Source organism: Collinsella sp. AM36-4AA, from assembly GCF_003467795.1.
In the GTDB taxonomy this organism is placed as follows: Bacteria; Actinomycetota; Coriobacteriia; order Coriobacteriales; family Coriobacteriaceae; genus Collinsella.
Genome location: NZ_QSHS01000016.1, coordinates 1 through 13,086, shown reverse-complemented (window position 1 = coordinate 13,086; position 13,086 = coordinate 1). Strand labels below are relative to the sequence as shown.

Sequence of the window (13,086 nt, the reverse complement as noted above, 5' to 3'; positions counted from 1 at the left end):
CTGTTACAGATCGAGACGAATGCTTGGGCGCCGCTGGTTTGTCTAAATCTGTAACGTTTAGGGGCCTGGAGAACGTCTTACTGGTACAGATCGAGACGTTTGGCACCTGGCTGGGGGGGGATGTCTCAATCTGTAACATCTACAGTCCAAAAATCGGTCTTCCTGTTACAGGTCGAAACGTTTGTCGGCGGAGGCAACGGTGACGATGGTCCATTTGTCCGATGTGGTGGTGATGGAAGTGTCTAATACCGTTTTCAAGCACAAGCATACGACTCGCAACACGTTGGCGCGGAATAGGATGCTCGCGCGACTCACGGAGGCGACCGAGCAAGGTGCGCTGCTCGCAACGCATGACAATGCCGAGCTCATGTGGCTGCGGCGTCATGTTGGAACCGACGATATCGCGGAACCCGAGCCGTATTTGTTCTGCTTTCAACATGATTGGGGTGTGCTGACGCCGGCGGAGCGAACGCTGCGTACCATCAAAGGGCTTGCAGAGTTTCATCCCGATTGGGCGTTTTGGGGCTATGACGCGGCGCTTTTGTGGGGTCTGGAGGTGCCGAATGATCTGCTTGGGTCGCGTTTTCTTGTTAAGACGGGTTGTTCGGTGGCGTTGAGCGGCGGGTGCAGGTTGTTGCGTCCGCAGATGGCGGGCGCACTCGAGCATGTTGATGGCGTGCGGGTGACGTCGTTTTGGCGCACGGTGGAGGATTGCCTACTGCGTGCGCCGTTCTCCTACGGGTTGGCGATTGCCGATTCTGCACTGCGGGCGAAAGGCGTATCACGTGGGGATTTGTGCGAGCGCCTCCGCGCCGATTGCGAGGGCAGGCGAGGGTATCGCAGGGCACAGGTGATTGCGTCGTATGCGGACGGGCTGTTTGAAAACGGCGGCGAGTCTCGGTTCCGAGCATTCTTTATTGCGTACGGCTTTCCGGTTCCGGAGCTGCAGGTGGAGTTTCGCGACCCGCTCGATCCGAGCCAGGTGTTTCGCGTCGACTATTTTTGGCGGCTCGAGGACGGGACGTGTGTCATCGGCGAGCTCGACGGAAAGGGGAAGTACACCTTGCAGAGCGGCGAGGGTCGGGAGTCGGTTGACCCATTCGTGGCAGAGCGTCAGCGGGAATCTCATCTGACAATGCTCGGGCATAAGGTGCTTCGGTTTACGTTTAACGAACTCAAGAACCCGGGGAACCTGGCTGAAAAGATGAGACTGGCGGGAATTCCACAGCGGGCCGATCTGGCTGAGGAATGGAAGCGTCAGTGGTATGGGTGCTAAGGGGTGCAACTGACGCGAATGTGGTTGTTCCTGCCGAGTTTGTCTCGATCTGTAACAACAAGGGGCCGTTTGGCCTCGTAGCTGTTACAGATCGAGACAGAAGGTTGGCTGCCGCTAAAAGATCTCAATCTGTAACATCTAGAGGCCGAAAACCTGTCTAACTGTTACAGATTTAGACGTTTGACGACAGGGCTGGAGAATATCTTAATCTGTAACATCTAACGGCCAAAAACCGCTCTAACTGTTACAGATCGAGACAAAGGTTGGACGCGGTGCCGAAAGATCTCGATCTGTAACATCTGGCTGCTAAAACCCGGTCTACCTGTTACAGATCTAGACATTTCCCGGATGTCGCTGGGATGGGACTGCAATGCATTCCGTTCTCCGTGTCTCATCCTTTCTCCGTTAACCGATATGTCCGCAGCAACCCTGCCGCACTGGGTGATAATGGACAAATGTTCAAGTTAATCGTGAGGGAGGAGCTCGATATGGCATCTGCCGATCGTTCCACGTTGTTTATCAATGCGACCATTCTGGACGGTTCGGAGCATATGGAGCCGCAACCCGATATGGCCGTGACTGTTGAGCGCGGCGTCATCACCTGGATGGGGCCGAGTGCTGTGGCGCAGGCGCCCGCGGGGGCCGAGGTCATCGACCTGGCAGGGGCGTTTCTCATGCCGGGTCTCATCAATATGCACGTGCATCTGTGCGGCTCGGGCAGGCCGGTTTCGGCGGGCGATGCGGGCGCGCTGATGAAGAATCTCGATAATCCCGTGGGCCGCGCCATCGTGCGCCACATCCTCAAAGGCAGTGCCCAGCAACAGTTGGCAAGTGGCGTGACTACGGTGCGCGGTGCGGGCGACCCGCTGTTCGCCGACATCGCCGTGCGCAACGCCATCGACGCCGGCAAGTATCAGGGTCCGCGCCTGGTGGCGCCGGGAACGGGCGTCACGGTGCCGGGTGGTCACGGTGCGGGGCTGTTCGCGCAGGTTGCCAATACCCCCGGCGAGGCGGCCGAACAGGTGCGCGATCTGTATGCACGAGGTGCCGACGTCATCAAGCTGTTCGTGACGGGCGGCGTGTTCGACGCGACCGAAGTAGGCGAGCCGGGCGTGCTGCGCATGCCGGTCGATGTCGCCGCGGCGGCGTGCAAGGCGGCACACGAGGTTGGCCTTCCGGTCATGGCCCATGTCGAGAGCACCGAAGGTGTGAAGGCCGCGCTTCAGGCTGGCGTCGACACAATCGAGCACGGCGCTCCGATGACGCCTGAGGTTCTGGAGCTGTACCGCGGCGCCGCGGGAACACAGCTCGAGGGACGCGCGCCGAGCGTGACCTGCACGATTAGTCCGGCGCTGCCGTTTGTGTTGCTCGATCCGGAAAAGACCCATTCAACCGACACGCAAAAGAAGAACGGTGACATCGTGTGCTCGGGCATTATCGAGAGCGCCCGCGCCGCCCTGGATGCCGGCGTTAAGGTGGGCCTGGGCACGGACTCGAGTTGCCCGTTCGTGACGCAGTACGACATGTGGCGCGAGGTGGCTTACTTCGCCAAGTACGTGGGCGCGAGCAATGCCTTTGCACTGCATACAGCCACGCAGGTCAATGCCGAGCTGCTGGGGCTGGGCGGCGAGACCGGTACGATCGAGTGCGGCAAGGCCGCCGATATCCTGGTGACGCGCAAGAATCCGCTCGATGGCCTATGCGCTCTGCGTGAGCCGATGCATGTGATGTGCCGTGGCGATCTGGTGCGCAAGTTGAAGGTCAAGCGCATTCCCGAGGTGGACGCCGAGCTCGACACGATTATGGCCATGCCGGCAGAAGCCCTGGCAGAGGAGCTCGCTCGCGATGGTGTAGCGTAGGCGCTGGTGTGACGGGGCAACAGCTTTATCGAATGATGTCGCCCCATGCAAAAAGCCGGGGTCTCAACACGAGGCCTCGGCTTTTAGTATTCCTATGGTGTAGCTGCTAGGAGCGCGTTTCCATCTTGGCGTGGCACTTGGGGCAGGTGACGCGGATCTTGCCCTTGCCCTTGGGGACGGACAGCATCTGGCCGCAGTTAGGGCACTTGAGGTAGGCCGTGGTCTTGCGGCCCTTCCACATCTTCTTTGCCGTGCGCTTGGCACGCTCAAAGTCTTCCTTGCTCGTTCCAGCTGCGCGCGAGGTGCTGGCCGCTGCAGTTCCACCGCCCAGGCTGGCGACGAATTTGCCCAGGCAGGGGACGTTGGCAGTCGCGGCAACGAAGGCATCATTTTCCTTGCGGCGGGCGTCGATGTTTTTGGACAGGCCGCGCAGCACGCCGAGTACGATTACGGCGATGGCGATCCAGCTGAGCCACTGGATACGGGCCATCGATCCGACCATCGCGAAAATAATTCCTATGAAGCCCAGCACGATGGTGAGCTCGTCGGCGCCGTTACGACCCTTCATAAAGTCATTCATGCGAAGTGCCTTTCGTTCGATATGCTGCACGCCTTTATACCCCTTTTGGTGCAAACGTACCTGCCCCCCCTGCACCAATTACTTGGCGAGCTTGTCGACGACGCGCTCTATCTCGGCGAGCTTGGCGGCCTTGAGCTTCTCGTCGCCCGATTCGATGGCCGACGCGACACAGCCCTCGATATGCGCCTTGAGCACGTCGGCGTTAATGCGGGCGATGAGTGCCTGCGTGGCCATGAGTTGCGTGGAGATATCGACGCAATAGCGATCCTCCTCGACCATCCGCAAGATGCCGTCAATCTGGCCGCGCGCCGTCTTGAGCATGCGGGTTACCGATTTGTGGTCTGCCATCATGGCGGGTCCTCGTTTCTGGTCGATGGGGTCGAATGCCTCTGGTAGCTGCTACGCAGCGGTCACAGACAGGGCGTGGAACTTCTCGCCCGCGCCCTCGACGGCGTCGGCGAGCTGCTCGGCGGTCACGGTGTCGGCGCACTCTACCTGGACGGTCTGGGTCTCGTGATCGGCGTCGGCATCGGTCACGCCTGCTACGCTGAGCAGCGCGGTCTCGACAGTAGCGTCGCAGTGGCCGCACATGAGGCCGGAAGTCTTGATTGTGTATCGCATGGGTGTACTCCTTATCGATTGAGATTATCTGACAGTTTAGTCGTGAACAGCGTCATCTTAAAGGTGCGCTGAGGTGCCCGAGATTGCCCCGAAAGAGGAGCGAAGCGTACTTGGGTACGCGAGCGACGGTTTGAGGGGCAAGGTCGGGTGCATCAGCGCGCCGTCTTAGGCTTAAAGGATTTCAGGCGCAGAGCATTGCTTACGACGCAGACGCTTGACAGGCTCATGGCCGCGGCGCCAAACATCGGCGAGAGCTGCCAGCCGGTGAGGGGGAAGAACACACCCGCGGCGAGTGGAATGCCGATACCGTTGTAGAACAGCGCCCAGAACAGATCCTGCTTGATGTTGCGAATCGTGGCGCGCGACAGCTCGATGGCGTGGGCGACGTCCATGAGGTCGCTGCGCATGAGCACCACGTCGGCGCCCTCCTTGGCGATGTCGGCGCCGGTGCCGATAGCGAGGCCAACGTCGGCGCGCGCCAGGGCGGGGGAGTCGTTGATGCCGTCGCCCACCATGGCGACCTTGCTGCCCGCGTCCTGCAGTTCGCGCACGTGGCGTTCCTTGTCGGCGGGAAGAACGTCGGCGATAACCTGCTCACTGGTGAGTCCCACGCGGCGGGCGATGGCCTCGGCCGTCACGCGGTTGTCGCCGGTGAGCATGCGCACATCGACGCCGAGCGAGCGCAGCGCGGTAACGGCCTCGGCACTTGTCTCCTTAACCTCGTCGGCCACGGCGACGATACCGGCAAGCTCACCGTTTTTGGCAAAGAACAGCGGCGTCTTGCCATCGGCGGCAAATCGCCCCGCAAGTCCTGCGGGCACGGTGATACCCAGCTCGCTCATCAGGCGCACGTTGCCGGCTGCGATGACATTCTGCCCCTCGCGTGCCGTAACGCCTCGCCCGGGCACGGCGGCAAAGTCCTCGACCATGCGTGCGACGATTCCGCGCGTCTCGCACTCGGCCATAATCGCCTCGGCCAGTGGGTGTTCGCTCTGGCGTTCCAGCGCGGCGGCCAGCTTGAGCAGCGCCTTTTCGCTCATGGCGGGCGAGCCGTCAGTGCGCGTGGCCACCACGATATCGGTCACAGTCGGTTTGCCGCGGGTGACGGTGCCGGTCTTATCGAGCACCACGGTGCCCACGTTGCGCAGATTCTCCAGCGCTTCGGCGCTCTTAAACAGAATGCCCATCTCGGCGCCCTTGCCGGTGCCAACCATAATGGCGACGGGCGTGGCCAGGCCCAGCGCACACGGGCAGCTGATCACCAGCACGGCCACGGCGGAGGTGAGCGCCTCGTTTACGCTGCCGGTCAGCGCCATCCACGCCACAAAGGTCACGGCCGAGATCGCAAACGCCACGGGCACAAACACGCCGGCGACCTTATCGGCCATGCGGGCGATGGGCGCCTTGGTGGCGTTGGCGTCCTCGACGAGCTGGATGATTTTGGCGAGCGACGTGTCGGCGCCCACGCGCGTGGCACGGAAGGTAAACGATCCGGTGCGGTTGACCGTGGCGGCGTTGACGGTGTCGCCGGCGGTCTTTTCCACGGGGATGGACTCGCCGGTGAGCGCACTCTCGTCCACGGCCGATGCGCCCTCGAGTACCACGCCGTCGACAGGGATGGATTCGCCGGGGCGCACACGCAGCACCTGGCCGGGAAGGATACTGTCGACGTCAACGGTGGCCTCGGTACCGTCCTCGGCCACGACGGTCGCGGTCTTGGGCGCCAGGTCAATGAGCGCCTCGATGGCGCCGCCGGTCTTGGATTTGCTGCGCGTCTCGAGGTATTTGCCCACGGTGACGAGCGACAGAATCGTGCCGGCGCTCTCAAAGTACAGGTTGCTCATGCCCGTCATCATGGCCTCGTGCACCTGCCCGGCGGCCAGCTGGTCGGCCATGATAAACATGGCGTAGAGCGACCAGGCAATGGAAGCGGTGGCGCCCACGGCGATGAGCGCGTCCATGGTGGGTGCGCCGTGTACGAGCGACTTGAAGCCGTTGATAAAGTACGCGTCGTTGACGTTGACGATGGGGATGAGCAGGACGAGCTCGGTGAGCGCCAACGTCATGCTGTGGGTGTGGTCGGTGAAGACGCTGGGCAGCGGCCAGCCAAGCATGTGTCCCATGCCTATGTAGAACAGCGGGATGAGGAAGATGATCGAGATGATGAGGCGGGTGCGCATGGCGGAGGCGACGGCCTCCAGCTTTTTGGTGGGCGACTCCATATGGGCGGCGCCGTACCTGGCTTGCGCGTTGCCGTTGGGGGCGGTTTCGGTGCCCGTACTGACGGGCGAGGCCGAGTAACCCGCGCGATCGACAGCGGTGCAGATGTCGTCGGGGGAGACCTGTGCGGGGTCATAGTCCACCAACATGGAGCCGGCGAGTAGGTTGACGGCGACGCTTTGGACGCCCTCGAGCTTGCTGACGGCGCGGTCCACGTGTGCCTGGCAAGCGGCGCACGTCATGCCGCCCACGTCGAACGTATCTTGAGCCATGGCTTCTCCTTTCTGTGGCGTAGTGTTGGAAATGTTTACCTGCCGATACTATACACCCATACCCCCTGGGGGTGTCCAGTGATAGTTGGAATGTATGACTTTTCATTACAGATGAGGGTGGCGGCTCGATCAATGGTCGCCTCTGCCAAACATCTCAATCTGTAACGTCTGGACCGGTTTTTGAACCATAGCTGTTACAGATTTAGACAAACATTTCAGCCGAAAACTAACGTCTCGATCTGTAACAACTAGACCCCGTTTTACCGAGTATTTGTTACAGATCAATACAAACAGTTGGCGGGAAACTCAATGTCTCGATCTGTAACATCTAGCACCAAATATGACTTCTAACTGTTACAGATCGAGACAATTGCCGGGGAGGGGTCCCGTCACGGCAAGACGCCCGCCGCCTAGATGCAGAATCCGGGAATCACGCAGGTCCGTTTATCGGGCTTGCTTGCAGACGTGGCGTAATTAAAGACATCGCCGTCGTCGCCCACGCGGTTCATATAGAGCGTGCCCTCGTTCTCCGACGTGTCGGGGCTCGCCGTACGCTCCCACCAACAGACATCCTTGCCCTTCCACTGGCGAATCATCATGCTGTTCGTGGTAAAGGGGCTCACCTTAAGCTCGCGGAACAGCTGGTATTCCTTGCCCTCGCCGTTGTAGATGCCGGATAGGTAATGGCAGTCCTCGCTAAAGTCCTTGGGCGCCTGTCCGCCGCAGAGCTCGACCATGGCGGGCAGCCAAAGGGTCGCGGGCAGCTCGCTCAGGCACGAAGTGCTTTTGGTGGCGCCGACGTTGTTCGAGATCTTCTTGACCGGACTGATAACCGATTGCAGTTCCTTGGGAAGCAGCTTAATGCCGTCCTCATCGAGCCATGTGCGCAGCTCGCAGTCTTCCCAGCCACCGTTGAGCGGGTGCTCTGAGGCATCGCGCTCGGCAATACCTGCGTCAAAGATAAATGACAGACCGGCCTTGCCGTTGGTATCCGCCAGGTCGTCGTGAAGAATGCCCACGAGTTGCGCCCCGACCTCCAGCCCGTTGGTGAGCGTAACGCGCTTGGTGCTCGGGTAGGGAATACGGCCGTCGTCGTCGAGCAGATGATAACGCTTGGCGATCTTGCGAGCTTCGGCGTTGCTCTTCGCCGCCTTAATCTTGAGCGAAATCTCTTGCAGCTGATCCCAGGTGTAGTCGTCAAGCGTACCGCGGATGCCGTCCAGGTAGTCGGGGATGCCGAAGCCATGGGTTGCGGCTCCGATAACGCCGAGCCCCGCAACGGCTGCGACAACGCCACCGATAATAAAGCGGCGGCGGGTCATGGCATCGTGCCGGGCCTGCTCCAGAATCTCTCGCGCTCGCTCGCCGGCGACGTCGACCTTAAGGTGCGTGCCGGAATCGATATCAATTGCAGCCTCGTCTCCTGTGCCTTCGCGGCCCTCGGATTCGGCGTCGGTGAGGTATGCCGAGAGCACCTCGAGCATCTGCTGCTCGGTAGGGCGATCGCCCTGTTCGACCGAGATGCCTTTCATGATGATCTGGACGAGCGCTTCATCGCCCTCGCAGCGCGGCTCGAGCGGTGCCGGATTGGTCTTGGTCTTTACGAGATAGAACGAGCCGGTTGCAGCGGCGTCCGTCGACTCAAAGTCAAACGGTTTGCGACCGCTGTAGAGCTGGTACAGAATGCTCGAAAGCGCATAGACGTCGATTGCCGGCGAACGGCGAAGGGCCGCGATTCCTTCGATATCCTGCGTGAGCATCTCGGGCGCGGCGTATGCGGGCGTGGCAAAGCGCCAGATGTCGGCGCGCCGGGTGATTGTGGCGTCGCCGAGAGCCATGGTCGCGGAGCCCATGTCGATGAGGCAGGGGTCAAAGGAGCAATCGGCAATCTGCTGCTCGAGCGTTCGGCTGGTGGTGCGGAACATGATATTGGCAGGCGACAGGTCGCGATGGATGACCGGATTCACGAGGCCTTGGGTCATCAAGAGCGCACGAAGCACGGCGTTTCCGACGGCGGCGACCATCTGGGTGGTCAGCCCGCCCAAGGCGTCATGCGGAAGCAGGGGCAGCGCCTGTTTGAGTGAGGTGCCCTCGACCCACTCCATGAGGATGAGCGGGTCGTTCTCGCACGATCCGTAGCCATAGACGCGCGGAAATCCGCGCAGGTGCGAGACGGTACACAGATGACGGTACTCCTCGAACAGCGCGGCGGTGTTGGCCAGGTGCGCGGCCGATTGCTCGGCGGAGCGGTCGGGGGCAGCGGGGGAAAGGATGGCGTTGTCCTTGAGTAGCTTGACGGCAAAGACCTCGCCGCTCGTGTTGGTCGCGCGCAGCACGTGCCCGATGTTGCCGTTGTCGCGGTGGGCCGTCTGGAGAATAAGCGTCATAAACCGACGCTTGGCGTCGTCCTTGGCGCTGGGGTCGACCGCCACGGCGGTGTCGAACGTGTCAAGACGAATGAGTTTGTCGCCATAGGCGCTATCGGTAGTATCCATGGCGTTCCTTTGTCTGGCATGGGTTGCCGCGCGTATACGTGGGCAGTGCGGATATCGGTAAAATACCATGATAACCGCACTGTCCACGTATGCCGCTGAGTATTGTCGTTTACGACGCAGAAGGTAGAAGACGAAAGACGGACGGCGACCGTCTTTCGATCGCCGTCCGCGCTAGTCCACAATGACAAGGAATGTCGTGTAGAGACCCAGATGGAGCCTGTCGCTGTTTTCGATTTCCACCGGGGGATAGATCTTGCCGGGCTCGCGTTGGTCGCGCGGCGGCTCAATCACAATATCGCCGTCGCCCGCGCCCGATTCGAGCACTGTGCCGTTGGTCGATCCAAGGCCCTGGGCGTACCAGTGCTCACCCTCAAGCCAAATGCGAAGATGCTCGCGCGATGCGTCGGCGCCCACATCGGTGATGCTGGGCGAGGTTTTGGGCAAAGAACCAATCACGGTGCCGCGCGGATCGCGTGTGAGGGGATGGATTTGCATGTCGACGCAGTTGTCGGCATGTGTCCTGAGCAGACCGAGGTTGGGGGCGACGGTGCGCGGCTGCTCCAGGTTGCCCATAAAGCCACGTCCGACGGTAGTTTCGGTGGTGCCAAAGTGCCCGCCTGTCTTGCTGTCGCAAAAGCGCTCGACGGTAGCCACGCCTTGGATGGGGTCGGCGAGCGCCCCCGTTGCCACAAAGAGCATAAGGTAAAGCGTACTCTTCTCGCGCACGGCATTGCCGTCAAAGTTGTCGATGTGATTGAGGGCATTTGCATATAGGCGGCTGTCCAACTTGTAGCTGGCGAGAGTCGACATCATTTCGTTGGCGGCCGGGCCGCGATAGTGCTCGGCGATTGCCTGATAGGCGGACTCGCCGCCGCCGAGCTTGCTGCAGATTGCCGCGGAAAGATTGAGCGTGGTGACGGCAAAGTCGCTGTAGATGGCGGGCGCGCACTGGTCAGGCTCGCGATGGACGATGTAACGGGTGAGATACGAGCGGTTGGAAGAGCATTTCTCGAGCAGGGTACTGCCGAGATAAGAGTTTCCATTGATGAGCATTCGGGCGATCTCGAGATGTTTAAGACCGCCGAACGAGCGAATATCGTTATAGAGGACCGAGCAAGGCGTCTCTGCTGCCACGGATACCTCCTTTGATTGCTTCCTAGCCAATATGGCGATAGGAATTAATGGCCCCCGGTGGGCGACGTATTAAATGGCTGCGCAATATATAGCGTAACCAAAGCAACATTATAGGCCACATGTTCGAAATTGCAGGAAGACTGAGAGATTTGGTTTGGACTGGACGGAAATTCCCCTCTGTCTTGATCTGTAACAATTGGGGCCGGTTTTGCTCCGTAACTGTTACAGATTGAGACGTTTGTAGGCCGTGTCGACCGTTTGTCTCGATCTGTAACACGTAGAGGAAGATTTGCCCTGTAGATGTTACAGATTGAGATGTTAGCCAAGGGGCTGACTGAATGTCTCGATCTGTAACAGTAGGAACCTGGTTTTGCCCCGTAACTGTTACAGATTGAGACAATCGACCCAGGCCCACTCCTCCTGCACCGTCATCTGTGGTTTACGTGGGGGCATGCGAAGCACGGGTATACTAACCGGCGGCGAATCTGCTCCATCGCTTAGAGCTGCTGCGTCTGGACGGCGCGTGATAGGGCTGCCAAAGCGATCGCCAGCGTGCTGAGCAACGTCCTCTCTGTGCGCACCCGTTTTTGTATGTATTAGCGCACTACCAAGCACGCCCGCGCGGCCGCATGCCGTGCCCATTGCGCGTGCAGATAAGGAACAACAACATATGCGTAATTCTGTATCCGACGTCACCGACGCCGAGATCCTGGACGAGACCCGTGAGGCCATGACCCAGGCTGCCTTCGATGCCGCCGATGAGGCCAATGCTGCCCAGGCCGTCGAGTCCACTACCGAGAGCCTGCCCGCCTTTGACGAGCTGGGACTTTCGGACGAGATACTTCGTGCTATCGAGAACCTGGGCTACACGGCGCCGACGCCCGTTCAGGCCGGCTCGATCCCTGTGGTGCTCGAAGGCCGAGACCTGCTTGCCGCCGCTCAGACCGGCACCGGCAAGACGGCTGCCTTTTTGCTGCCGACCATGAACAACCTGGAGCACATCGCTCCTCCCAAACCCGTGCGCGAGCGCAGCGGCCGCAACCGTCGTCGCGGTGCTAAAAAGCCCGAGGGCAACGGCCGCGGCCCTGTGATGCTCGTCATCACCCCTACGCGCGAGCTTGCCCAGCAGATCGACGAGGTCGCAAGCAAAATCGCCGACGTCACCGGTCATGTTGCCGTGACCGTCGTGGGCGGCGTGAGCTACAAGCCGCAGACCGCGGCACTTAAGTACGGCTGCGACATCCTGGTCGCAACGCCGGGCCGTCTGGTCGATCTGATCGAGCAGGGTGCCTGCCACCTGGGCGAGGTCAAAGTGCTGGTACTCGACGAGGCCGACCGCATGCTCGACATGGGCTTTTTGCCCGCCGTCCGCCGCATTGTGCGCGAGACGCCGGCCGAGCGCCAGACGCTGCTGTTCTCGGCGACACTCGACGAGGAGGCCGTGGGCGAGATCACCGACCTGGTGAGCGACCCGGCTCGCGTGGAGATCGCGCCCGCCACGTCGACCGCCGACACCGTCGACCAGTTTGTGTTCCCGGTGTCCATAGAGGCCAAGAACAACCTGCTGCCCGAGTTCCTCAAGAAGGAGGGTCCGGAGCGCACTATCGTCTTTATGCGCACCAAGCACCGCGCCGACAGTTGCTGCCGTCGTCTGGAGCGCAAGGGCATCAAGGCCGCCGCAATCCACGGCAACCGCAGCCAGGCCCAGCGCGAGCGCGCGCTTTCTGCCTTCCGCGATGGCACCGTCGACGTGCTGGTGGCGACCGACGTGCTTGCCCGCGGCATCGACATTAGCGACGTGCGCTACGTCGTGAACTTTGACGTGCCGGCCGAGCCGACCGACTATATCCACCGCATTGGCCGTACAGGCCGCGCCGGCGAGCTGGGCTGGGCCATCACGTTTGTGACCGAGCAGGACGTGGACGAGTTCTACGAGATCGAGAAGCTCATGGACAAGACCGCCGACATCTACGAGGCCGGCGACCTGCACGTGGGTCCCAACCCGCCCGCGGTTGATCCCGAGCGCGACCCTGCGGCCTTTAAGGCGAAGAAGAAGACCAAGCGCGGCAAGTCCAAGAGCAAGAAGAAGCTTGAGCAGGCGCGTCGCGACGGCAAGCGCAACGGCGACGATTACGGCGATGTTGCCGGTCGTTCCAACCGCGGTCGCGACGAGCGCCGCGGCGACGGCGAGCGTCCGAGCCGTCCCAAGCGCGGCGGCAAGACCCGCGTGCGCGAGGGCGTTCAGGCTCGCGTAGACGAGGCTGTTGAGAGCGTGGCCCGCGAGGTAGCTGCCGAGGAGCGCGGCGGTGCTGGTGCCGCTGAGCAGCCTGCGCGCGGTAACCGTGCCGAGCGTCGTGCCAAGCAGTTCCAGGGCGAGGCACATCGCCGCCGTCGCGAGGATGAGGATCGCGGTGGCCGTCGTCGTGTCGAGCGCGAGGACGAGGGCCGCGGTTCGCGCGGTGGCAAGCGCGGTGCGGGCGACCGCCGTCGTTCCGGTCGTGATGACGAGCGCGGTGGCCGTGATGAGCGTCGCGGCGGCGAGGGTCGCGGTGAGCGAGGTTCCCGTGGCGGCGAGTCTCGCGGCGGCAAGCGCTTTGACGAGCGCGGAGGCCGCGAGGGCGGCCGCGGT

General features: G+C 61.5%; 9 protein-coding genes. 3 read left to right on the top strand and 6 right to left on the bottom strand.

What is annotated here, in order from left to right; all coding sequences use genetic code 11:
* The first annotated feature begins 199 nt into the window (after positions 1 to 199).
* Positions 200 to 1,276, top strand: coding sequence for a hypothetical protein (locus DW850_RS06095; protein WP_147349596.1), 1,077 nt, complete (start codon positions 200 to 202; stop codon positions 1,274 to 1,276).
* Between the two features lie 488 nt (positions 1,277 to 1,764).
* Positions 1,765 to 3,135, top strand: a complete 1,371-nt coding sequence (locus DW850_RS06090) for an amidohydrolase family protein (RefSeq protein ID WP_233540634.1) — start codon at positions 1,765 to 1,767, stop codon at positions 3,133 to 3,135.
* Positions 3,136 to 3,241: 106 nt separating this feature from the next.
* On the opposite strand, the gene DW850_RS06085 is transcribed toward DW850_RS06090, so the two are convergent.
* The 6 genes from DW850_RS06085 to DW850_RS06060 form a co-directional block, all read right to left on the bottom strand.
* Positions 3,242 to 3,745: a hypothetical protein gene (locus tag DW850_RS06085; protein ID WP_233540633.1), complete on the bottom strand. Its 504-nt coding sequence runs from the start codon at positions 3,743 to 3,745 to the stop codon at positions 3,242 to 3,244.
* Positions 3,746 to 3,793: 48 nt separating this feature from the next.
* Positions 3,794 to 4,066 carry a metal-sensing transcriptional repressor gene (locus DW850_RS06080; protein ID WP_117786549.1) on the bottom strand — a complete coding sequence of 91 codons (273 nt, stop codon included), beginning with the start codon at positions 4,064 to 4,066 and terminating at the stop codon, positions 3,794 to 3,796.
* A 48-nt stretch (positions 4,067 to 4,114) separates the two neighbouring features.
* The gene (locus DW850_RS06075) at positions 4,115 to 4,336 is read right to left on the bottom strand and encodes a heavy-metal-associated domain-containing protein (RefSeq protein ID WP_117786548.1); all 222 of its coding nucleotides are present in this window, start codon (positions 4,334 to 4,336) and stop codon (positions 4,115 to 4,117) included.
* 152 nt (positions 4,337 to 4,488) lie between these two features.
* Complete coding sequence (locus DW850_RS06070) at positions 4,489 to 6,828, bottom strand: cation-translocating P-type ATPase (protein WP_117786547.1); 2,340 nt, start codon at positions 6,826 to 6,828, stop codon at positions 4,489 to 4,491.
* Between the two features lie 410 nt (positions 6,829 to 7,238).
* Entirely contained in the window at positions 7,239 to 9,323 is a 2,085-nt protein-coding gene (locus DW850_RS06065) for a DUF6273 domain-containing protein (protein ID WP_158565231.1), read from the bottom strand.
* Positions 9,324 to 9,494: 171 nt separating this feature from the next.
* Entirely contained in the window at positions 9,495 to 10,457 is a 963-nt protein-coding gene (locus DW850_RS06060) for an FHA domain-containing protein (RefSeq protein WP_117786545.1), read from the bottom strand.
* A 670-nt stretch (positions 10,458 to 11,127) separates the two neighbouring features.
* Here DW850_RS06060 and DW850_RS06055 point away from each other — a divergent pair.
* A partial coding sequence (locus DW850_RS06055; RefSeq protein ID WP_147349595.1) for a DEAD/DEAH box helicase occupies positions 11,128 to 13,086 on the top strand: 1,959 nt, incomplete at its 3' end.

Excerpts from the sequence above, each read along its gene's own strand:
- DW850_RS06080 (WP_117786549.1), bottom strand. The coding sequence starts at position 4,066 with ATGATGGCAGACCACAAATCGGTAACCCGCATGCTCAAGACGGCGCGC.
- DW850_RS06070 (WP_117786547.1), bottom strand. The coding sequence starts at position 6,828 with ATGGCTCAAGATACGTTCGACGTGGGCGGCATGACGTGCGCCGCTTGC.
- DW850_RS06090 (WP_233540634.1), top strand. The coding sequence starts at position 1,765 with ATGGCATCTGCCGATCGTTCCACGTTGTTTATCAATGCGACCATTCTG.
- DW850_RS06065 (WP_158565231.1), bottom strand. The coding sequence starts at position 9,323 with ATGGATACTACCGATAGCGCCTATGGCGACAAACTCATTCGTCTTGAC.
- DW850_RS06075 (WP_117786548.1), bottom strand. The coding sequence starts at position 4,336 with ATGCGATACACAATCAAGACTTCCGGCCTCATGTGCGGCCACTGCGAC.